Genomic DNA, 19,715 nt, shown 5'->3' with positions numbered 1-19,715 from the left:
CCTACAGCGTGAATACGCGCTCTTTGTACTGACTCATCAGCATGTCGTTGTATTCTTTACCGCCGGGCAGATTGATGCTGCGCATCACCGGCGGCGCGATACCTTGTTCCAGCAGCATCTCGATGCAGTGGATCACCACGTTATTGATGATGAAGGCCGCAGACAGCGAGGACACCGGACCGGTCATGATGTTGCCGTTATCCATACTTAGCGTGCAGTCACCGGACGGGCAGCCGTTATCGAGAATGACATCGGCATAGTCGCGAATGCTCTCGCTCGTTGGCGTCGACTCACCGGCGTAGCGGGTGATAACCACCAGCTTCAGCCCCCTCTCTTTGACCTTGCGTGCCAGCTCAACGTGCAGCGGTTTAGTGCCGGAGTTGGAGATAATCACAAAGCAGTCTGACTCGCGCAGATCGAGCAGCCCGGAGAAGATGTCGCCAATCCCTTTCAGCGAATCAAACCAGCCGGTTGGCCCATAGAACTGGTCAATGGCTTTGGTATTGACCAGGCCGCCCGCACGACCGGCCAGCTCAACCGCCGCGGCAAACGAGTGGCCGGATCCAAAGCCGTGAATAATGCCGTTGGCTTTGACGCACTCGGCAAACAGCGCCGCCGCCTGCTCAACTTCAGCGCTCTGAGTAAGAAACACCTGATTCAGCGTCGCTAAAACATGCTGATAATACTGCTGCTGATGTGGTGACATCCCTTATCCCTTATCCCTTATCGGCTTTTAAAAACGTGGTGATACAGGCGTTCGGCTCTTCCGGCGTCATCTGCGCCGTCACCGCCACGCCTTTTTCCAGCAGCGCGTTGATGGCCGCGATCTCAGCATCGTTGACGCTGACCGAGCGTTTGATCTGGCGGCGATCGTCTTTGTTGGACATATTGCCGATATTGAGCTGGGGGAGGGCAATTCCGGCGTTCATCAGCTTCAGCGCCAGCTCCGGGGTCTTCAGCAGGATCAGTACGCGCTGACCGTCGTAGTTGCCGGCGAGGATATTGGCGCTGGCTTTCTCAAAAGAGAGAATAGAGGTGTTGCAGCCTTCCGGGGCTGCACTGCGCAGCAGCATTTTCTCTACGTCGTTTGCAGCTACGGCGTCGTCAATCACCATAATACGGTTGGCGTTGAAGTGGCTTACCCAGCGGGTGGCCACCTGGCCGTGGATCAGCCGGTCATCGACACGAATATGCACAATACCTTTCATGATAAGTTCCTTAAATCAATGTGTTACTTAACCGAGAATATTCAGGTTGTAGCCGATAATACCTAAAGCAATCAGGACAAAAATGACCCGAGTCGAGTTCATCTTTTTGAGCCCCAGCAGCCACCAGGTGAACCCCACAACCAGCAGCGGAATAAGCCCGGGCATAATCTGGTCGGCAATGCTCTGCAGCTTGAGCGACACTTCGCCGTAGCTGAATTCGAAATTAAGATTCGCCTTCACCACCGAGGGGATAAGCGCCCCGATAACCGTCAGCCCGAGAATATTGGCTGCGCGGGTAATTTTGTTGAGGCTATTGGTCAAAGACCCCAGCAGGTTGACCCCTTCCTGATACCCTTTGCTGATGCTAAAGCGCATAAACAGCATGCGAACCAGGGCGAACAGTAGCCAGAGAACAAGCCCCACCGGGTTGCCCTGCAGTGCGAGGTACGAAGCGACAGAACCGATAATGGTGGTCGGAATAACAAAGAACAGCGTATCTCCGATGCCCGCCAGCGGCCCCATCAGACCGGTTTTGATCCCGGCAACCGCATCTTTGCCCGCAAGCCCGGTCTGCTCTTCCAGGGCGATGTTCACCCCGAGGATCCCCGGCGCCATGGTGTTGTTGGTGTTAAAGAACTGGCTGTGTACCTTCGCAGCGTCCTTCTGCTCTTCGGGTTTTGCGTACTTTTTCTCAAGGAACGGATAGATGCTGTACAGATAGCCCAGACCCTGCATTTTTTCGTAGTTCCAGCCAGACTGACCGAACAGGAACCAGCGCCAGAACACGCGTTTTAGTACTTTATTCATCGCCCATTGCTCCATTTGCCGGGGATTCGGTAGTTTGCGTTACCTGTTTTTCTGAGTTGAAGACGTAAAGCGCAATTGCCAGACCCAGCAGCGCGGCGCCCAGCACCGGCACTTTCAGATAGGCCGCCAGGAAAAAGCCCAGAATCAGAAACGAGATGTTCTTCTTAATCGGTAAATAGCGCAGCAGGATGGAGATACCCAGCGCAGGCAGTAGGCCACCGGCGACTTTAAGACCGTTCATGATGGACGCGGGGATCCAGGTCACGAAGTCATTAACAAAGGTTGCCCCGAGGATCAGCGCCAACAGCACCGGCAGCATACGCGAGAGCGAAATAGGCACCTGGCCCAGCAGGTTCATCCTGGCCGCCGCCTTCACCTGACCCTCTTCAATCAGCCTGTCGGCCTTATGATGGATAAAGGTGTTGCTGAAGCGGGCGAGGATATCCAGCTGTACCATTAAGAGACCAATCGGCACCGCAATGGTGGCGCCAAACGCCGCGCCCTGGCCGCTGATGATCGCGAAAGTGGTACCCAGCACCGCACCGGTCATGTAGTCCGGGATCGACGCGCCGCCGAAGTTGCCCACGCCCAGTACCAGCAGGTTCAGGGTGCCGCCGACGATAAGCCCGGTGGTCATATCGCCCATAATGAGGCCGGCAAAGAAGCCCGCCATGCTCGGTTTCACTAACCCAAGCGTCGTGTTGTTGCCGTCGTATATCGCCAGCCCTGAATAAAGCGTCAGTAACGCTATCTGCCAGACCGCAATGTGCTCCATTTTTTACTCGTCTCCGTCGTCTGTGTGGGCGGCAAGCGCTGCCTGCTGTAAATGGTAAATACCATCACGCGCCGTAGTTATTATTTCATTCAGCGAGGCTGGCGAGTGACTTTCATCAATTGCCATCGCCATTTCCAGAATTAAATTTAAATTCATCCCAGAGAACAGGGTGATATTATTCCATAGGTTGTTAGTGACAATAATCTCCATTGCGGAGTTATACGGCGAACCACTTTTTAAATCAGAGAGGATAATAATTTTGGATTTTGCTGCGCTAAGGATGGTGATTTTATCGAGAAGTTCCTGTTTAAATACTGCTATCCCTTTCTCACCATCCAGTTCAACTACGTGAAGGTTTGGCTGCGCTCCGAGTATTAATTCTGTGGCCTGTCTGGCACCGCTGGCGAAACCCCCATGAGAGATTAATAATAATTGGTTCATCCTGCCCCCTTATCTGGCGTTCTTATTTCAATATAAAATGATTCTAACCGTTTCCAGGTCTCAATATATTCAATCACCTGACCTTGCTCGTCGTGGGTATAGCGTTTCATCATGATAACGGGCTGGTGAGCCGTGAGCTCAAGGTGCTGCAGGACTTCTGGCGCAGCATCGGTCAGGGCGCAGATGGTCTGCCGATAGGGCATGGTGTACATATCAAGACCATTGTTAACCTTAAAAGCCTCATAAATAGAGCTGAGTGCCGAATTCTTAATCGTCAATTGACTGGCGAAGTAGCGGGCCGGAATATGCGAAACCTGTAATGCATAAGGTTTGTTATTATCAAACTTTAAACGCGCAATACGATAATATCTTTCATCATCATTTAACCCGAGTTTTTCTTTAATACACGGATCGTTTTCCAGTTCACAGGCGATAACTTTAACCGACTGCATACCTTTTAAATCGTTATCTGATTCTGAGAAAATAATGTTCTCATTACGTTTGGCTTTCGAAACAAAAGTGCCTTTACCCTGATAGCGAATCAGGTAGCCTTCATTGACCATTTCGTGAATAGCGCGAATAACCGTGGCGGAACTGACGGAGTAACGCTCTTTTAATTCCGACTCACTGTAGAATTTTTCCCCGGGTTTAAAAGTACCGTTTCTTATTTCATCTAACAGTGCTGCCTTTATCACCTGGTATTTCGTTGACTGTGCCGTTGCTTTCATTGTTTCGCCAGTTTCTGTTTACATTTATTTTATTTCGTAGGCTTACGATACCCGTACCCGATTGTCCGATCAACCTCTCAACTCAACTTAACCGGTTAACCTGTTAAGTTATTTCCTGGACTGTGATGCATTTCGCAATTTCGCCCCGACGGAGGGGGCAGGGGCGAGGAATTTTTGCCGCAGCGGCCGGGCGTGAACGCAAACTGATTGCCGCGCTATTGCGCTGGCGAGCTGAGAAAACGGAGCGCCCGCATTCAACAACCCCGGCCAGTACATCGCGCGGGGTTTTCTTTTTACAGGGCGCCATTGTGGTGCTTGCGTGCCCTAACGCAGCTGCGCGCAGGCTTCGGCAATCCGCTGACAGGCCTGCGTCAGCAGCCCATCTTCCACCGCGTAGGCAATACGTAAATACCCCGGCATGCCGAACGCGGACCCGTGTAACACGGCCACCTGAGTGTGTTCTAACAGCCAGTTCGCCAGTCCGCTGTCGTCGCGGAGAGTTTCGCCGGTGGGCGTCACTCGCCCAATGAGCCGCTGGCAGTTGGCAAACACATAGAATGCGCCCTGGGGAATGCCAGCGCTCAGGCCCTCGGTGGCGGCAATCATCCCCAGCACCTGCTGACGGCGCTTATCCAGCGTGTGCAGCCAGCCGTCTAAGAAGTCCGCCGAATGGTTAAGGGCAGCGACCGCCGCAGCCTGCGAAATCGCGCTGGGGTTGGAGGTGCTTTGTGATTGCAGGATCTGCATGGCGGCAATGAGCCACTGCGGCCCGCCCGCATAGCCCAGACGCCAGCCGGTCATGGCGTGGCTTTTGGACACGCCGTTCACCGTCAGCGTACGCGAAACCAGCTGCGGCGCGGCCTGAGCAAACGTGGTGAACGGGGTATTGTCGTAACGCAGCGGCTCGTAAATGTCGTCGGCCATCACCAGCACCTGCGGGTAGTCCGCCAGCACGTCTGCCAGCGCGCGCAGCTCCCGTTCGCTGTAAATCGCCCCGGTCGGGTTGCCCGGCGAATTGAGGATCAACCAGCGCGTTGACGGGGTGAGGGCGGCGGCCAGTTGTTCCGGCGTCAGCTTCCAGCCGTGTTGTTCATCGCAGGGCACAATCACCGGTTCGCCGTCGGCCAGAGAGACCATATCCGGGTAAGAGACCCAGTAGGGCGCGGGAATAATCACCTGCTGCCCGGCGTCCAGGGTTGCCAGAAAGGCGTTGAAAATAAGCTGTTTGGCGCCGCTCCCGGCGATGATCTCTTCCGGACGGTAGCGCAGCTGATTGTCGCGAGCGAACTTGGCGGCAATGGCCGCCTTGAGCGCTGCGGTGCCGGAAACGGCGGTATACTTAGTCTGGTGATGCACGATAGCTTCAATGCCCGCATAGCTAATATGGGGTGGGGTAGCAAAATCCAGTTCCCCTTCGCCCAGGTTGATAACCTGCTTGCCTGCGGCTTCCAGTACCCGTACCTGGTCAGAAATGGCCGCGGTCGGAGAAGGCCGTACGGATTGCATACGACGGGCGATTTGACTGTTATTCATAAATCCTCTTTTGTATCTAATGATTCAATTAATACAATTAGGTACCCAACATCAGCAGGAAACTCGCCGTGTCACCGATCTTTATTCTCGATAACAGCTCCGCGCCCGCCCGCTACGGTATCACCGCCAGCCTGTGGGCCAATCGTCTTGGGTTGCCCCTCTGGAGCCTTCGCCCCGACTTCGCCGGGGATGTACCCGATAGCCACCAGCACGTCATTCGTGCAGGGTACTGCGTGACCAGCGGCCTCTGGCGCAGCGATACGCTGCGTGAAGAGGTGCGCGATATCGCCCGCCTGCCGTCATCAGACGCCGTCATTGTGCTGGCGTCCTCGCAGGCGCCGCTTATCGCCGACCTGCAGGGCCAGCGGCTTTACAGCGACGACAGCCGCCACCGCCTGACGCTCAGCGATGGGCAACACACGCTGTTAGATCTCACCGCCGACCGCTATGGCCGCTGGGATAGCGGCGTGTCGTCGTCTGCCGGCGGGTCCTTGCGCATCGCGCTGATTGGCCGCGAGGCGGACCACCGTCTGGTCTATCCCGCCACGCTCGGCTCGCTGGGCGATGCCGCGGCGTCGCTGGGGCTGAACCTGGAGGTCCATTTCTTTGCGCCGGTCAGCCTGTCCACGGGATTACACGAGCTTCAGGCCTTCCAGGGCGTGGTGCTGCCAGGCGGTTCCTCGATGGCGGCGGTCAACGGACAAATCCGCGTGGCGGAAGAGACCCTGGCCCGCGGGCAGCCAACGCTGGGGCTGTGCCTGGGAATGCAGAGCATGATGACCGCAGCCGTGCGCCGTAGCCCGGGTTTCGAATCGGCCATACCCGCGGAAGTCGCCCCTGATGAAGCCCTGCACAGCTTTGTTCCCTTTGCCGATGGCCGTCATCGCTGCGGCGTATTCCCTTTTTCCTCCGGGCTTATCCCCGGCGATATCTGCGAAATGCACTACAACCATCGCTACTGCTTTAACCCCGAGTTATTGCCGGCGCTGTCTCCCGGCGGGGTCAGCGTGAGCGCGCAAAGCGACGGTATCGTGGAAGCCGTTTCCCAGCCTGAGCTGCCGTTCTGGCACGGGGTTCAGGGGCATCCGGAACTGATGTCCCGCCCGGATGCGCCCCATCCGCTGTTCGTCGCCTTCCTACAGGCGGCGCTTAACGCGCCAGCGTAACCCCGCTGCGATGGTCGCTGGCAAGCTCCTGCATTACGCGTGTCAGCTCTGCCAGCGCCGCGTCGCCGATCGGTTTTAACGGTGCGCGTACGGTGCCGCCGTTAAAGCCGCGCAGCGCCATCGCCGCTTTCACCAGCTGCGGCTGACCGTGTTTGCGCGCCAGCGCCCGATACGCGTACCAGAGCTGATGCAAATCGCGGGCGGTGGCGGCGTCGCCCCGTTCCACTGCGCGGAAGGTATTGACGATCAGCTCCGGCAGCGCGCCGCTGTTGGTCGTGCTGATGCCGTCAAACCCGGCCATCATCGGCCCGAGGAAAGCCAGATCGGAGGCGCAGAACAAACGCAGACGCCCGCGCAGGCGGTTGGCAATCTGATCGATGGCGGTTGGGTTGAGATCGCCCTGTTTGATGCCGACCACGTTCGGGATCTCTGCCAGCCGTTCCAGCAGCGCCGGGGAGAGGGTGATGCCGATGCCCGGCGCGTTGTACACCAGAATGCCGGTTTTGGATAACGGCGCCATCTCATTGAAGTAGCTGACGATCTGTTCGTCAGTGATTTCGCTAACAAAGGGGGCGGTGACCATCGGCAGCCCGCCCAGCTCGCTTGCCAGCAGGGTCAGCTCGCGGGCGTCGCGCGGGTCGGAACTGGCGCTGCACAGCATCACCGCCACGCGGTCGTCCACGCAGCCCATCACCTCATGAAACAGCTCGCGGCGTTCTTCGACGGTCATTACCGGAAACTCACCGTAGGTGCCGCCAATCAGCAGGCCGTCATAGCCCAGATCAATCACGCGTTCGATATTTTCACGCAGCGCCGGGAAGTCGATCGCGCCGCTGGCGGTGAACGGGGTGACGGTGATGTTGAAAATGCCGCGCAGACGTTCACGGCACTCGTTGATATCTTTCATCTTTCTTTCCTTACAGCAGTGTTAATGGGCGAGCCAGGGAACCCAGCTGGCGATATCCGGTTTCAGTCACCACCACGGTTTCGCTGACGCCGACGGTGAATTGACCGTAGATACGCAGGGCCGGCGGGATGTGGAAGGTCATGCCAGGCTGCAGCTCGGTGGTGACGCCGCTGTACAGACTGAGAATGCCGCCTTCGCCCCAGTCCGGCGCGAAGGCGATACCGATGGAGTAACCGGTGCGTTTTTTGAAGTTTTCGGTGAATCCGGCGCGGTCGATCACCTTCTGGCAGGCCAGGTGCGGGGCTTCGCAGGTGGCGCCCGGACGAATGGCGTCGAGGGCGGCCTGCAGGGCTTCCTGACAAACTTTTTCCATTTCGATGGCGATAGCGGGCGGACGGCCCAGCCAGGCGGAGCGCATCATCGCGGCGTGGTAGCGATCGTGGGCGGCGGACATCTCCAGAAAGACCGGATCGTTATCCTGCATCACCCGACGTCGCCAGGTGCCGTGCGGCACGCCGCTGCGTGGGCCAGTAGAAACCAGCGGTTCCATGCCGACATACTCGGAACCGGCGGCAATAGCGGCCCCCATCATCGCGGAGACCAGCGCGTTTTCGTCCGCGCCGCTGCCAATCGCCGCCATCCCGGCGCGCATGCCCGCATCCACATAGCGCGCCGCGAGGGCGATTTTTTCCACCTCCGCCGCCGATTTCACCGCGCGCAGCGGTTCGATGACGCCCGCGGTATCGGCGATGGTGCCGAGCTTCGCCTGCAGGGCTTCATAGACGGCAATCGGCAGGAACCAGCCGCGTTTGTCCAGCCCAATGCGTTTGTTGAGCCAGCCGCGCTGTTGCAGCATGCCTACCAGGAAATCCACCGGGTTATCGCCATCCTGGTAGATGGCGGCGTCTGAAATAAAGGTGTTGGCGATAAAGTTAAAGTATTCGAGCTGGCGAATCACAAAGACCGGATCCCCTTCTACCGGCAGCAGCAGCGCCTGAAAGGTGTAATAGCCCGGCGTTTGCTGACCGGTAAGCCAGAAAATGTTTTCCGGGCCGGTCACGATCATCACGTCCACGCCCGCGCGGCTTAAGCGTTCGCGGGTACGCTGAATGCGCTGCGCATATTCGTCGGCGCGAAAGGCGGACTCGCTGCCCTGAATCACATTGTTAACATCTTGCATCATTAAACTCCTGGAGTAAGTTGGCCCGCGCGGCATCGAACTGCACGCCCAGACCGGGAGAGTCGTTAACGGCGACCATGCCATTGCGGTATTCCAGCCCGCTGACGGGATCGTCGGTTAATCCATCGGCGCCATACAGTTCGGCGAATGCCGGTTGCACCACGCGGCACAGCTGGAGCGCGGCGGCGGTGGCGGCATGGCCTTCATTCATCTGGCCAATCATGAACGGCACGTCGGCGAGTCGCAGACGGACGGCGGCGGCAAGCGTCGGAGCAAGCCCCCCCAGTTTCACCAGCTTGAGATGCCCCCACAGCGCACCTTTGGCGGCGATAAGCCGGGTGATGGCCGCCTCGCTGTTGAGGCTTTCATCGAGCATGATCGGGATGCCGTAGCCGTACAGTTCAGCAAGCTGGCTATCGTTTGCCGGGCTTAACGGCTGTTCGATATAGCTGAGATTCAGCTCGCGCAGATAAGGGAACGCCGCGTGGGCCTGCGCCAGCGACCACTGGCCGTTCACGTCAATCGCCAGCGAAATCTGCTGACCAAACCGCAGCCTCAGCTTTTGCAGGCGGGCCAGGTCGGTGGCGAAATCCGCTATCCCCGTGCGTAACTTCAGCTGGGTAAAACCGCGATCGACATAGCGCTGCGCCTGCGCCAGCATCTCTGCTTCGCTGCCCCAGAACAGCGTCTGATTGGTGTGCCAGGCGGGCAGGCCAGCTGGCGCCCCCAGCCAGGCGGCGACGCTGACCCCGTTCTGACGCGCCATTAAATCGTGCAACGCCATATCCAGCGCCATGCGCGACGGCGGCAGCAGCGTGCGGTCCTCCTCGTGCAGCGCGGCAAGTTGCGCCGCGGGCTCCTGGCACCAGTCCCAACCGTTGAGGCGCTGAAGCAGGTTGTTCAGCACCTGCTCTTCGCGGTAGCCGTGCAGGTAGCGAATGTTGAGACGCACTTCGCCAATCCCCGTCACGCCACGATCCTCCAGGCGCAACCAGAGGGTGTCGAGCGCCGTCACCGGGCCGGAGGCGGCGGTATGCAGCGTCACGCCGGCGTAATGCAGGTCTCCCCGAAAGAGCTGCGCTTTCATAAATCGGACGCCGGCGGCAGCATGGCGAGCGCAATATCGAGATAGATATCTGCCGCGGCGATAAATTCATCGACGGGGACGAATTCATCGGGCTTGTGGGCCACGGCCAGCGAGCCGGGGCCAATCACCACGCCCTTTGCGCCCAGCGAACGGAAATGCACCAGGTCGCAGCCGCCCTGAAAACCAAACGGGCCGGGTTCGCTCTGTCCGTGACGGCGGCAGGCGGCAAGGCTTTGCTCGACAATGGCTTCGCTGCTGTCGGTTTGCGTCGCGCCGCCGGTGGTGGGCTGCCAGGCGATAATTTCCGCTTCCACGTTTGCCTGCGCGTACGCGTGGTCGAGCAGCTGTTGCAGTTCGGCTTTAACAACCTCTTCGTCTTCCCCCGGTACCATGCGGCGATCGAGCAGCAGCTCGCAGCTGTCTGGCACCACGTTGTCCGCATGGCCGCCGTGAATGCGGGTCACCGTCAGGCTGGCGTTGCCGACCAGATCGTGGCAGCGGCAACGCACCTGCTGGTGGTGGGCCTCTTCGATCAGCCCTAAAAGGCGCGCGGACTGGTAAATGGCGTTAACCCCCAGCTCCGGCGTGCCGGAGTGCGCGGTGACGCCTTTTACCCGCACGCGAGGACGCAAGCTGCCTTTGTGAGCCGAGAAGGTCGCATTCGATGTCGGCTCGCCAATCACCGCGAAATCAATCGCCGGCGGGGTGTCGCGTACGTAGAATTTCGCCCCTTCGCTGGCGATCTCTTCATCGGCGGTGAACACGCCCATCAAGGTGCCGGACCAGCGCTGACGGTTGGCGGCCAGCAGACGCAGGGCTTCAACCATCGCCACCAGCGGGCCTTTGGCATCGCAGGCGCCGCGCCCGTACAGGCGGCCATCGCGTTCGCTGAGGGTGAAGGGATCGCTCGCCCAGCCGCTGCCCGCCGGAACGGTGTCGATATGGGTGTTGAAGGCGAAGCACGGTCCCGGTCCATTGTGCAGGACGGCGATAACGTTGGTCCGCCCCGGCGCGTATTCGCTAAAGGAGAGATCGAACCCGGCGGTCAGCAGCCAGCCTTCCAGACATTCGGCGGCTTCACGCTCATGGCCCGGTGGATTTTCCGTATTGATGGCAACCAGCGTCGCTAAATCCTTTTTCATTCGTGCGCTGTCAACCTGGTAACTGGACATAGGAACTCCGTGATTAATGTAATATTTGCGTCAGGAAGCGCTGCGCGCGCTCGCTGACGTGGCCGGCGAAGAAATCACCGGTGCTGGCGCGATCGATAATTTCGCCGTCTTCCATAAAAAGAATGTTGTTGGCGGCCCGCCGGGCGAAGCCCATCTCGTGGGTCACCACCATGCTGGTCATCCCTTCCGCGCTGAGTTCTGCCATCACTTCCAGCACTTCGCGGATCATCTCCGGGTCGAGAGCTGAGGTGGGTTCGTCGTAGAGCATCAGCTCGGGCTTCATCGCCAGGGCACGGGCAATCGCCACGCGCTGCTGCTGGCCGCCGGAGAGCTCGTCCGGAAAGTGGTCCGCGCGTTCGTTGATGCGCACCTTCGCCAGCAGGTTGTCCGCCAGCGTGCGGGCATCAATGCGGTTCATCCCCAGCACCGTCATTGGGGCCAGCATGATGTTTTCCGCCGCCGTCAGGTGCGAGAACAGCTCGTAGTTCTGGAACACCATGCCAATACGCTGGCGCAGTTTGTGCACCGGCACTTCGCCCCGGCTGATGTGCTGGCTGGCGAAAAAGACGTCGCCGCTGTCGGCAGGTGAGAGCATGTTGACGCAGCGTAGCAGGGTGGATTTTCCCGAGCCCGATGGCCCAATCAGCACCACGGTTTCCCCGCGCTGCACCTCAAGTGAGCAGTTCTTGAGCACGGTCTGGCGACCAAAAGTCTTATCAATGCCGATCATCTCCAGCAGCGGTTTCTCGCTCATGGTTCCTCCCGGGCGATTTTCGGTAATTTAAACAGGCGGGTCAGTCGCTTCTGGCTCTTGCTGCGCCGCTGTTTGGGATCCAGTACGCTTTCAAGCCACGACTGGAAGATCATGAACAGGCTGGTGAGCAGCAGGTAATAGAGACCGGCGGCGCAAAGCGCTTCGAAGTAGCGGAAGCTGGCGCTGGCGGTCTGGTTGGCGACCAGCAGCAGCTCCTGAACGGCGATAACCGACACCAGCGCGCTCGATTTCAGCATGCTGATCATCTGGTTACCCATCGGCGGCAGAACGATGCGTGCGGCCTGAGGCAGCACGATTTTTCGCATGATCTGCCCGTGGGTCATCCCGAGCGCCATGCCGGCGGTGCGCTGGCCGCTTTTTACGGCCTGCAGGCCAGAGCGCAGAATTTCCGCCATGTAGGCGCCTTCATTAAGCGAAAGCGCCAGCACTGCACAGGTAAACGCGGAGAAGCGTAAGCCGAAGCCTGGCAGCACGTTGTAGACAAAGATTATCTGGAACAGCACCGGCGTCCCGCGAAACAGCCACAGGTAGAAAAAGGCCAGCCCTCTCCCGGCGCGAAACGGCGCTTCCTGCAACAGCGCCAACACCAGGCCCAGCACCACGCCACACAACAGTGAGCAGAGGGTAATCAGTAGCGTCATCCACGCACCCTGAACAAACTCGGGTGAGAGGAAGTACTGCCACATTAGTTCGATCGACATAGCTTTCTCCGGTTAATGGCAAAACGGTTTAGAAAAGGGCAACGGAGTCAGGGAAGTTCCACTTCTCAATCAATTGCTTATAGGTGCCATTTTTGACGAGACCCTGGAGACCTTTCTCCAGCAGGGCTCGGGTTTCGGTGTCGCCTTTACGCACGGCAAACGCGATATGGGTATCCGCTTCGAATTCGTCACCAACCGCGGCAAACATGCCCGCTTTTTCGGTTAACAGGGCGACGGTCCCCGGCGTGGAGAGGAACTCGGCATCGGCGCGGCCCTGGGCGACGGCGACGGCGGAGTCGGTGGCGGCGGGGAACGTCATGACGTTAATGGCCGGTTTTTTGGCGTCCAGGCAGCGCTGGTTGTCTGCCCGGGCCTGGCTCTCTTCGATCCCGCCGAGCGTCACGGCGATGTTTTTGCCGCAGAGGCTCAGGTCGCGTCCGGTGATTTTTGCCGGGTTACCTTTGCTCACCACCACGCGGCTGCCGATTTTCAGATAGGGCACGAAGTCGACCTGCGCGGCACGGGTCGGGTTGACGTACATGGCGGAGTTGATGATATCGAGACGTTTCCCCTGCAGCGCTGGGATAAGCCCTTTGAACTCCATCGGCATCGGCGCAGGCGTCAGCCGGATCTCTTTGCTTAGCGCGTTAATCAGGTCGATATCGAAGCCGGTGAGCTTGCCCTCTTTCACGAACTCAAAAGGCATAAACGTCGCCGCCGTGCCGTAGGTCAGCTTGCCCGGGGCGATGGTTTCCACCGCTGCATGGCTTACCAGCGGAAGTGCGGTCAGCGCGAACATCAAGGTACGCACGCGGCGAAACAGTAAAGAATTGCTGGACATAGTCGTCTCCTGGTTAAGATTTAAATTGAATTTATTGAGTCAATAAATACAATCAAGCGTGTGAAAAAATGTCTCATCCTGGTGCGTATTGCACGCTAATCGTGCAGTCCTTGCTTTGTTTTGCTGCGTTTTGTTGCCCGTGATATTGTATATATCGATCACAACAATGCATTTCAGGGAACCGTTCTCCATGCAGCCTGACTCCACTGCGAGCAGTCGCCGGATTGCCCGGCAAATACTCGACCTGATATCCGAAGCAAAATTCGATCCAGGTCATCATTTACGGGAGCAACATCTTGCCGATGCGCTGGGCGTGTCGCGTACGCCGGTGCGCGCCGGGCTAAAAGAGTTGACCCGAATGGGGGCGGTTGAAGCGCGTCCGAATCAGGGCTTTTTCCTGCTTAAACGCAGCAATGAGCTGGAGCTGCTGGAGATTGAGCAGTCCAAGAGCAATGATCAGAAGCTGTACGAGCAGCTGGTACACGATCGTATTGCGGGTGCGCTGCCGGAATCGTTTACCCAGACCGAAATCAGCCAGCGCTATGATGTCGATCGCGGCGTGCTGACCCGTACGCTGGTCAAGCTATCGGAGGACGGCCTGATTGCCCGTAACGCGGGGCACGGCTGGCGCTTCCTGCAAACCCTCAACTCCGATGTCGCCCTACGCAACAGCTACGGTTTTCGCCTGATGATTGAACCGACGGCGCTGCTGACGCCCGGCCTGCATGTGGACAGGCAGATGCTTAAACGCCTGCGCGCCCGGCATCTGCGGCTCATCACCCACCCGGATATTACGCAGGTGCCGGCAAAAGAGATTTTCGAAACCGACGCTGAGTTTCACGAGCTGCTGGCAGAAGCCAGCGGCAACCTGTTCGTGTTACAGGCCATTCAGCAACAAAACCGGCTGCGCCGTCTGCTGGAGTTTGGCAGCTATCACAATAAGCGCCGCGTAAAAGCGTGGTGTGAAGAGCATGTTGCCATCATCGATGCTCTGCGAGAGAACAAGCCGGAACTGGCGGCAGAGTTGATGAGAACGCATCTGCAATACGCCTTTGACCAGGTCAATGTTAAAAACGCCCGCGCATAACTGGCATCGCTCTTGCACATGTTGCTTCTGAAAATACAATCAGGAGCACTTATGGATTTTCAGATACAACAACGTGTGGCGCTGGTCTGCGGTGCCGGCAGTGGTCTGGGACAGGCTATTGCCCTGTCCCTGGCGCAGGAAGGGGTGAAGGTGGCGGTCACCGGCCGCAGCGCGGAAAAACTGGCGCAAACGGTGGAACGTATCACCTTATTGGGCGGTACTGCCCACGCCTGGCGGTTGGATCTCGCCGCCCCGGAGCAGTTTGATCGAGTGATTGCCGATATCCGCGAGCGGTGGGGCGATATCGATATTCTGGTTAACAACTCCGGTGGTCCGCCGCCCGCACCGGCGCAGGGGACGGATGGCGCAGTCTGGCAACAGCAGTTTTCAGTCATGGTCGCCTCGTTGATTCAGCTCACCGATAAACTCCTGCCCGCCATGCGCAGCCGCGGCTGGGGACGCATTATTACCACCACTTCATCCGGCGTGATAACCCCCATTCCCGGACTCGCCCTGTCGAACGCGCTGCGCATGAGCCTGCTCGGCTGGTCGAAAACCCTCGCCAGCGAAGTGGCTGGCGACGGCGTGACGGTGAATGTGATGGTGCCAGGGCGCATCGCGACCGACCGCGTCAGTCAGCTGGATGCTCTCAAGGCGCAACGGGAAAACAGCAGTGCGGAAGCGGTCGCCGAAAAGAGTCGTCAGAGCATTCCGGCCGGGCGCTATGGCGAACCGCAGGAGTACGGCGCCGTCGCTGCGTTTCTGGCAAGCCAGCCTGCCAGCTACATTACCGGCGCGGTGATTCGGGTTGATGGGGGATTGATCGGCGCGATTTAGCCAGCGAGAGTGCGCCATGCCAGCCGGTTCGCATCGGGCTGGCATGACTGCCTATCAGCCGCTCCGAATTGTTTATTTTGCAGGCAACGAAATCCATTACTGCAAATTTAACCAGCAGGCATTGGGATCGGCTCTGACAGCGATTCATTTTCTGTATAACGGGTTTATTCTTCCGGCGTTGTTAAAGTGGAATGGTTCACCATAAATAATGCGCAAAGCGCGAGCAGTACGGCCCCGCCGGTAAGTAGCCACCCGGCGTGGTGAAACGCGGCTAAGCTCCCCCGGGTATGGGCAAATCTGACGTAGCAGGCGGTCACCAGCGCCGCGCCCGCCATCGCCCCAACGCGCTGGAGGATATTCAGAACAGGTGCGGCATCAGCGACGTGACGGCTGCCAGCCATAGCCAGGCCCGCAGCCATCGCGGGCACAGTTGCCAGGGCTAAACCGAACCCTCTGACCGCTATTGCGCCCCCCACAAGCGCATAGCGACTTCCCGCATCAATCATTGTCAGTGGCAATGTGGCAAACGCCGCGAGCAAACCGCCAATGATAAGCACCGTTCGTGGCCCCAGCTTATCAGCGAAGTAGCCGGCCACCGGAAATCCTATCGCCGAGCCGATTAACTGAGGGGTGAGAAGCAGGCCCACTTCAGCAAGCGTTACATGGCAAACGTCGCGGAAATATAAAGGAAGCAGGAACTGACCGCCAAAATTCACTGCGCCGCCGATAGCCATCAATACGGCAGATAAAGTGAAACCCCGATGCTTGAAAAGCTCGAGATGCAGTAAGGGGGATTCAATGCGCAAAGAGCGATAAATAAACAAGCAGGTGAACAGGGCGCCCACGCTGAGCATGATGACGTTCCAGCCATATTTACCACTATTCAGGCTGAGCTCTTTCATGCCTTCCATCAGCATCGGCAGGCTGCAGAAGACCAGCGCCAGTCCCAGCCAGTCCAGGGAGAGGGGCCTGTCAGTTTTTATTGTTGGACGGGGAAGCAGCTTCCATCCGGCAAGACAGGCGCACAGACAGAACGGCACCGTGATCCAAAATAACCCTCGCCATCCGCAGAGTTCAAGCAGGACCGCGCCCAGCGATGTTCCCAGCAAGGGAGCAATGACGATCGCCACGCCAATCGTGCCAATCACCCGCCCCAGACGTTCGCGTCCGACGACCAGACCAAGGATCGTTTGCCCTGCCGGTACGAGTAATCCCCCTGCCAGGCCTTGCATAACTCTTGCAGCAAGCAGCACCTCAAAACGCGGGGAAAGGGCGCAAACTGCCGAAAAAATCGCAAATAAAATAAGGCCATAGAGCCAAAGCTGCGTAGCGCCAAACCGCCTGGCCGCCCATGCGCTAAGCGGAACGCCTGCCGCAAGGGCCATAAGATACGCCGTTGCTATCCATTGTATTGCCGTGTCCGTCACGCCAAGGCCGGCGGCCATCGCGGGCAGCGCCGCGCTCAGCATCGTTGATGAGAGCATCGTTGCAAACGCCCCCAGGGTGATGATGGCCGCCTGCATCCACAGCGTCGGAGGTATGTCGTTTATCGGTCGCGGATGGGTTGTTTCCTTGACCCGCTTGTCTTGATTGATATTCATAAAAAGCCCCCTAAGGACGATGAGCGAAGAAATCTATCATTGATCAATAAAGCTATCAATGATAGATTTATTTGCATTAAAGATTCCGTCAGGCGCTGAGTTCAGACAAAATGGCGCTTCACAGACCACTGGCCGGTTTGATGCATCAATAAAGGGGGAATATCATGGCGAAAATCCAGCGAGATCAGGTGATTGAGGCAGCATTAGCATTATTAGATGAGGTCGGCCTGGAAGCGATTACGACCCGTAAGCTGGCACAAAAATTGGGGGTGGAATCAGCGACGTTGTACTGGCATTTCAAGAACAAGGCCAGTTTACTTGAAGAAATGGCTTCCGCGGTTTTGGCCAAACACCATTCCCTGCCTGTCCCCGAAGACATTGCTGAATGGGCAAACTGGCTGGCGGAAAACGCCCGTAGTTTCCGGCGCGCTCTGCTCGCCCATCGGGACGGCGCCCTGTTACATGCCGGGACATCACCGGCCCGGGTGGGAGGGGATACGTTTCGTCCCAAGGTGGCGTATCTTGCGCGCGTCGGTTTCACTGAAGCCGACGCCGCAATGATATTACTCACTCTGAGTGAATACACCCTGGGATGCGTATTAGAGGAGCAGTCCCGCTCGGGCGGTGATGGTAATCAAATTTTATCAAAGCCATCGCCAGGAAGTGCCTCTATCGAATCGCTGGTGTATCCCCATCCGGATACTGCGTTCGAATTCGGTCTGTCGTTGATAATGAAAGGGTTATTAGTGCCCTGAGCTTCACGCTGTGCCGGTGACAACATGATGTGCATACCTTACGCAAAAACTATCTTGATAAAACCGGCAGCATTTAGAAGGGGAGGCGACATGTTTATTTCCGAAACAGTGATAGCCGTCATCATTGACTGGATCGACAATAACTTACATAAACCACTGCGTATAGAACAGATAGCCCGTTATTCAGGGTATTCCAAATGGTACCTGCAGCGTTTGTTCTTGCAATATAGAGGCGAGAGCCTCGGGCGCTATATCCGTAATAAAAAACTGGACTCAGCGGCCCGCGATTTACGCGAGACCGATGAGAATATTTACAGTATTGGTTTGCGCTACGGCTATGACTCGCAGCAAACATTCACCCGATTATTTACGCGTCATTTTCATTTGCCGCCCGGTGAATATCGCAAGAAAAACAAAACAGCCTGTTACGTACCGGGTAAGGCTGAATCTTAATCTCCTTTCCGATAGCCCTGGCAAAGCCGCCGCAGATAAATCGATGCGAAGAGATTTATCAAAAAATAGAAAAACAGACAGCGCCGAAAAGACAAAACCTCCTGTTCTTTGAGTAAACATGGGGAACGGCGCGGAAAACGCCGCGCCTGGTGAGTTATCAGGAGGTTGCTGGTCAGCAGAGCGATTAATGGTAGGCGGGAAGCCAGCTGCCGTGTGCTTTAATAAGTTCGTCGCACAGTTTGCGGATGTCATCGATCGACAGCTCTGCGGAAGTATGCGGGTCGAGCAGGGCGGCATGGTAGATGGCTTCGCGTTTGCGCGTCACCGCCGCTTCGATGGTCAACAGCTGAGTATTGATGTTGGTCCGGTTCAGCGCTGCCAGCTGCTCCGGCAAATTGCCGACGTAGCACGGCGTGACGCCCTGGCCATCGACCAGGCAAGGGACTTCGACGCAGGCCTCGGAAGGTAAGTTGGTAATCAGGCCGGTGTTGAGCACGTTACCGCCAATTTTGTAAGGCCGATCGGTTTCCATCGCTTCGATGATGTAAGACGCGTATTCATGGGTACGGCTGTGGGTCAGGCTGGTGTCATGGGTCAGCGCCAGTTTCTGCTGCTGCCATTGGTCAATCTGTTCAATACACCGGCGCGGATATTCATCCAGCGGGATATTGAAGCGTTCAATCAGCTCCGGGTAGCTGCGTTTGATCCAGTAAGGCATGTATTCGGCGTTGTGCTCTGACGATTCGGTGACGTAATAGCCGAAAGTTTTCATGATTTCATGGCGCACCATATCATCATGCTTGCCCTGCAGGGCGCTGGCCCGGCGCTTGATTTCCGGGTACAAATCCTCGCCGTGACGGCGAATGTCCAGCAGCCAGGCCATGTGATTAATACCCGCGATATGAAATTGCACGTCGTCGGTTGGCATATCCACGCTTTTCAACAGCGTTTCAGCACACACCTGAACGCTGTGGCACAGTCCTACCGTTTTCACTTCCGTATGGCGCAGCATGGCGCCGGTTATCGTGGCCATCGGATTGGTGTAGTTCAGCAGCCAGGCGTCCGGGCACACGGCTTCAATATCCCGTGCGAAATCAAACAGCACGGGTAGGGTGCGCAGCGCGCGGAAGATACCGCCAATGCCCAGGGTATCGGCAATAGTTTGCTGAAGACCATATTTTTTCGCGATCGTGAAATCGGTGATGGTACACGGATCGTAGCCGCCAACCTGAATAGCATTCACCACGTAATTGGCGTTTTTCAACGCCGCGCGGCGGTTCTCAACGCCAAGGTAGGCGGCGATCTTCGCTCTGCCCGCATTGGTATTGCGGTTGATATTATTCAACATGGCGAGGGATTCATTGAGACGGGCGCTGTCGATGTCGTACAGCGCAATCTCCACCTCTTTCAACGCCGGCGTCGTCATAATGTCGCCGAGTACGTTCCTGGCGAAAATGGTGCTGCCTGCGCCCATAAATGTCACTTTAATCATGGTATTTCTCCGTTCCTGCTGTTTTCACCAGGCAGAATGTACGCTGCGGCATGAACAGGAAATATGGCTAAATGTGATATTGGTATGGCGAAAAATGATGTCGCTATGAAAGTGTGAGCCAGCTCCGAATCTGGCTGAAACGCGGTGACTTTACTGCAGGCATCTCTGA

The 19,715-nt window shown here is 57.5% G+C and carries 21 protein-coding genes; 5 read left to right on the top strand and 16 right to left on the bottom strand.

Annotated elements, in window-relative coordinates:
- Nucleotide 1 precedes the first annotated feature (1 nt).
- From SIK97_RS27420 to SIK97_RS27390, 7 genes are all read right to left on the bottom strand, one after another.
- Nucleotides 2-706, bottom strand: coding sequence for a sugar isomerase domain-containing protein (locus tag SIK97_RS27420; protein ID WP_057173563.1), 705 nt, complete (start codon nucleotides 704-706; stop codon nucleotides 2-4).
- Nucleotides 707-716: 10 nt separating this feature from the next.
- Nucleotides 717-1,208: a PTS sugar transporter subunit IIB gene (locus tag SIK97_RS27415; protein WP_014837995.1), complete on the bottom strand. Its 492-nt coding sequence runs from the start codon at nucleotides 1,206-1,208 to the stop codon at nucleotides 717-719.
- Nucleotides 1,209-1,235: 27 nt separating this feature from the next.
- A complete protein-coding gene (locus SIK97_RS27410; protein ID WP_014228686.1) occupies nucleotides 1,236-2,015 on the bottom strand; it encodes a PTS system mannose/fructose/sorbose family transporter subunit IID in 780 nt (259 codons plus the stop codon).
- The gene (locus SIK97_RS27405; protein WP_032749726.1) at nucleotides 2,008-2,790 is read right to left on the bottom strand and encodes a PTS mannose/fructose/sorbose/N-acetylgalactosamine transporter subunit IIC; all 783 of its coding nucleotides are present in this window, start codon (nucleotides 2,788-2,790) and stop codon (nucleotides 2,008-2,010) included. The genes SIK97_RS27410 and SIK97_RS27405 overlap by 8 nt, the downstream gene beginning before the upstream one ends.
- Before the next feature lie 3 nt (nucleotides 2,791-2,793).
- Nucleotides 2,794-3,231, bottom strand: a complete 438-nt coding sequence (locus tag SIK97_RS27400; protein ID WP_032749724.1) for a PTS sugar transporter subunit IIA — start codon at nucleotides 3,229-3,231, stop codon at nucleotides 2,794-2,796.
- The gene (locus tag SIK97_RS27395) at nucleotides 3,228-3,959 is read right to left on the bottom strand and encodes a GntR family transcriptional regulator (RefSeq protein WP_032749723.1); all 732 of its coding nucleotides are present in this window, start codon (nucleotides 3,957-3,959) and stop codon (nucleotides 3,228-3,230) included. The genes SIK97_RS27400 and SIK97_RS27395 overlap by 4 nt, the downstream gene beginning before the upstream one ends.
- Nucleotides 3,960-4,283: 324 nt before the next feature.
- Entirely contained in the window at nucleotides 4,284-5,492 is a 1,209-nt protein-coding gene (locus SIK97_RS27390) for a pyridoxal phosphate-dependent aminotransferase (RefSeq protein ID WP_014837999.1), read from the bottom strand.
- Between the two features lie 68 nt (nucleotides 5,493-5,560).
- On the opposite strand from SIK97_RS27390, the gene SIK97_RS27385 reads away from it, so the two are divergent.
- On the top strand, nucleotides 5,561-6,658 hold the full coding sequence (locus tag SIK97_RS27385; RefSeq protein ID WP_057173561.1) for a glutamine amidotransferase-related protein: 1,098 nt from the start codon (nucleotides 5,561-5,563) through the stop codon (nucleotides 6,656-6,658).
- On the opposite strand, the gene SIK97_RS27380 is transcribed toward SIK97_RS27385, so the two are convergent.
- Genes SIK97_RS27380 through SIK97_RS27350 form a run of 7 tightly spaced genes read right to left on the bottom strand, consistent with a single transcriptional unit; the run spans nucleotide 6,642 to nucleotide 13,321 of the window.
- Nucleotides 6,642-7,565, bottom strand: coding sequence for a dihydrodipicolinate synthase family protein (locus SIK97_RS27380; protein ID WP_004849574.1), 924 nt, complete (start codon nucleotides 7,563-7,565; stop codon nucleotides 6,642-6,644). The two genes, SIK97_RS27385 and SIK97_RS27380, sit on opposite strands and share 17 nt — an antisense overlap.
- 10 nt (nucleotides 7,566-7,575) lie before the next feature.
- Nucleotides 7,576-8,745 carry a M24 family metallopeptidase gene (locus tag SIK97_RS27375; protein WP_014228693.1) on the bottom strand — a complete coding sequence of 390 codons (1,170 nt, stop codon included), beginning with the start codon at nucleotides 8,743-8,745 and terminating at the stop codon, nucleotides 7,576-7,578.
- Nucleotides 8,732-9,832, bottom strand: coding sequence for a mandelate racemase/muconate lactonizing enzyme family protein (locus SIK97_RS27370; RefSeq protein WP_057173559.1), 1,101 nt, complete (start codon nucleotides 9,830-9,832; stop codon nucleotides 8,732-8,734). Before SIK97_RS27370 ends, SIK97_RS27375 begins: the two co-directional genes overlap by 14 nt.
- Nucleotides 9,829-11,004: a M20 family metallopeptidase gene (locus SIK97_RS27365; protein ID WP_057173557.1), complete on the bottom strand. Its 1,176-nt coding sequence runs from the start codon at nucleotides 11,002-11,004 to the stop codon at nucleotides 9,829-9,831. Before SIK97_RS27365 ends, SIK97_RS27370 begins: the two co-directional genes overlap by 4 nt.
- A gap of 13 nt (nucleotides 11,005-11,017) precedes the next feature.
- Nucleotides 11,018-11,758, bottom strand: a complete 741-nt coding sequence (locus tag SIK97_RS27360) for an amino acid ABC transporter ATP-binding protein (protein ID WP_004849580.1) — start codon at nucleotides 11,756-11,758, stop codon at nucleotides 11,018-11,020.
- Entirely contained in the window at nucleotides 11,755-12,480 is a 726-nt protein-coding gene (locus SIK97_RS27355; protein ID WP_025106181.1) for an amino acid ABC transporter permease, read from the bottom strand. Before SIK97_RS27355 ends, SIK97_RS27360 begins: the two co-directional genes overlap by 4 nt.
- A gap of 28 nt (nucleotides 12,481-12,508) precedes the next feature.
- Nucleotides 12,509-13,321 carry an ABC transporter substrate-binding protein gene (locus SIK97_RS27350; RefSeq protein WP_014228697.1) on the bottom strand — a complete coding sequence of 271 codons (813 nt, stop codon included), beginning with the start codon at nucleotides 13,319-13,321 and terminating at the stop codon, nucleotides 12,509-12,511.
- Between the two features lie 190 nt (nucleotides 13,322-13,511).
- On the opposite strand from SIK97_RS27350, the gene SIK97_RS27345 reads away from it, so the two are divergent.
- Nucleotides 13,512-14,408, top strand: coding sequence for a GntR family transcriptional regulator (locus tag SIK97_RS27345; RefSeq protein ID WP_014838004.1), 897 nt, complete (start codon nucleotides 13,512-13,514; stop codon nucleotides 14,406-14,408).
- Between the two features lie 51 nt (nucleotides 14,409-14,459).
- Entirely contained in the window at nucleotides 14,460-15,245 is a 786-nt protein-coding gene (locus SIK97_RS27340) for an SDR family oxidoreductase (RefSeq protein WP_032749718.1), read from the top strand.
- Nucleotides 15,246-15,409: 164 nt separating this feature from the next.
- On the opposite strand, the gene SIK97_RS27335 is transcribed toward SIK97_RS27340, so the two are convergent.
- Entirely contained in the window at nucleotides 15,410-16,846 is a 1,437-nt protein-coding gene (locus tag SIK97_RS27335; protein WP_047724139.1) for a DHA2 family efflux MFS transporter permease subunit, read from the bottom strand.
- Between the two features lie 164 nt (nucleotides 16,847-17,010).
- Here SIK97_RS27335 and SIK97_RS27330 point away from each other — a divergent pair, with 164 nt between their 5' ends.
- Both SIK97_RS27330 and SIK97_RS27325 read left to right on the top strand, forming a co-directional pair.
- The gene (locus SIK97_RS27330; RefSeq protein ID WP_047724138.1) at nucleotides 17,011-17,601 is read left to right on the top strand and encodes a TetR/AcrR family transcriptional regulator C-terminal domain-containing protein; all 591 of its coding nucleotides are present in this window, start codon (nucleotides 17,011-17,013) and stop codon (nucleotides 17,599-17,601) included.
- Between the two features lie 90 nt (nucleotides 17,602-17,691).
- Nucleotides 17,692-18,054 (top strand): RamA family antibiotic efflux transcriptional regulator, encoded by a 363-nt coding sequence (locus SIK97_RS27325; protein WP_004849595.1) that lies wholly within the window; start codon nucleotides 17,692-17,694, stop codon nucleotides 18,052-18,054.
- A gap of 184 nt (nucleotides 18,055-18,238) precedes the next feature.
- Here the strand turns inward: SIK97_RS27325 and SIK97_RS27320 are convergent, their stop codons facing one another.
- Entirely contained in the window at nucleotides 18,239-19,546 is a 1,308-nt protein-coding gene (locus SIK97_RS27320; RefSeq protein ID WP_047724137.1) for an alpha-glucosidase/alpha-galactosidase, read from the bottom strand.
- Nucleotides 19,547-19,715 lie beyond the last annotated feature (169 nt).

Origin of the sequence: Klebsiella sp. JN_Kp126, assembly GCF_033843325.1 — a bacterium.
Classification (GTDB): Bacteria; Pseudomonadota; Gammaproteobacteria; order Enterobacterales; family Enterobacteriaceae; genus Klebsiella; species Klebsiella michiganensis.
Note: the sequence above shows the minus strand (reverse complement) of the source record. Positions and strands in the feature narration are given on the sequence as shown.

Bases quoted from the DNA above. Each gene is read 5' to 3' on its own strand.
- SIK97_RS27420 (WP_057173563.1), bottom strand. From the start codon at position 706: ATGTCACCACATCAGCAGCAGTATTATCAGCATGTTTTAGCGACGCTG.
- SIK97_RS27415 (WP_014837995.1), bottom strand. From the start codon at position 1,208: ATGAAAGGTATTGTGCATATTCGTGTCGATGACCGGCTGATCCACGGC.
- SIK97_RS27410 (WP_014228686.1), bottom strand. From the start codon at position 2,015: ATGAATAAAGTACTAAAACGCGTGTTCTGGCGCTGGTTCCTGTTCGGT.
- SIK97_RS27405 (WP_032749726.1), bottom strand. From the start codon at position 2,790: ATGGAGCACATTGCGGTCTGGCAGATAGCGTTACTGACGCTTTATTCA.
- SIK97_RS27400 (WP_032749724.1), bottom strand. From the start codon at position 3,231: ATGAACCAATTATTATTAATCTCTCATGGGGGTTTCGCCAGCGGTGCC.
- SIK97_RS27395 (WP_032749723.1), bottom strand. From the start codon at position 3,959: ATGAAAGCAACGGCACAGTCAACGAAATACCAGGTGATAAAGGCAGCA.
- SIK97_RS27390 (WP_014837999.1), bottom strand. From the start codon at position 5,492: ATGAATAACAGTCAAATCGCCCGTCGTATGCAATCCGTACGGCCTTCT.
- SIK97_RS27380 (WP_004849574.1), bottom strand. From the start codon at position 7,565: ATGAAAGATATCAACGAGTGCCGTGAACGTCTGCGCGGCATTTTCAAC.
- SIK97_RS27375 (WP_014228693.1), bottom strand. From the start codon at position 8,745: ATGCAAGATGTTAACAATGTGATTCAGGGCAGCGAGTCCGCCTTTCGC.
- SIK97_RS27370 (WP_057173559.1), bottom strand. From the start codon at position 9,832: ATGAAAGCGCAGCTCTTTCGGGGAGACCTGCATTACGCCGGCGTGACG.
- SIK97_RS27365 (WP_057173557.1), bottom strand. From the start codon at position 11,004: ATGTCCAGTTACCAGGTTGACAGCGCACGAATGAAAAAGGATTTAGCG.
- SIK97_RS27360 (WP_004849580.1), bottom strand. From the start codon at position 11,758: ATGAGCGAGAAACCGCTGCTGGAGATGATCGGCATTGATAAGACTTTT.
- SIK97_RS27355 (WP_025106181.1), bottom strand. From the start codon at position 12,480: ATGTCGATCGAACTAATGTGGCAGTACTTCCTCTCACCCGAGTTTGTT.
- SIK97_RS27350 (WP_014228697.1), bottom strand. From the start codon at position 13,321: ATGTCCAGCAATTCTTTACTGTTTCGCCGCGTGCGTACCTTGATGTTC.
- SIK97_RS27345 (WP_014838004.1), top strand. From the start codon at position 13,512: ATGCAGCCTGACTCCACTGCGAGCAGTCGCCGGATTGCCCGGCAAATA.
- SIK97_RS27340 (WP_032749718.1), top strand. From the start codon at position 14,460: ATGGATTTTCAGATACAACAACGTGTGGCGCTGGTCTGCGGTGCCGGC.
- SIK97_RS27335 (WP_047724139.1), bottom strand. From the start codon at position 16,846: ATGAATATCAATCAAGACAAGCGGGTCAAGGAAACAACCCATCCGCGA.
- SIK97_RS27330 (WP_047724138.1), top strand. From the start codon at position 17,011: ATGGCGAAAATCCAGCGAGATCAGGTGATTGAGGCAGCATTAGCATTA.
- SIK97_RS27325 (WP_004849595.1), top strand. From the start codon at position 17,692: ATGTTTATTTCCGAAACAGTGATAGCCGTCATCATTGACTGGATCGAC.
- SIK97_RS27320 (WP_047724137.1), bottom strand. From the start codon at position 19,546: ATGATTAAAGTGACATTTATGGGCGCAGGCAGCACCATTTTCGCCAGG.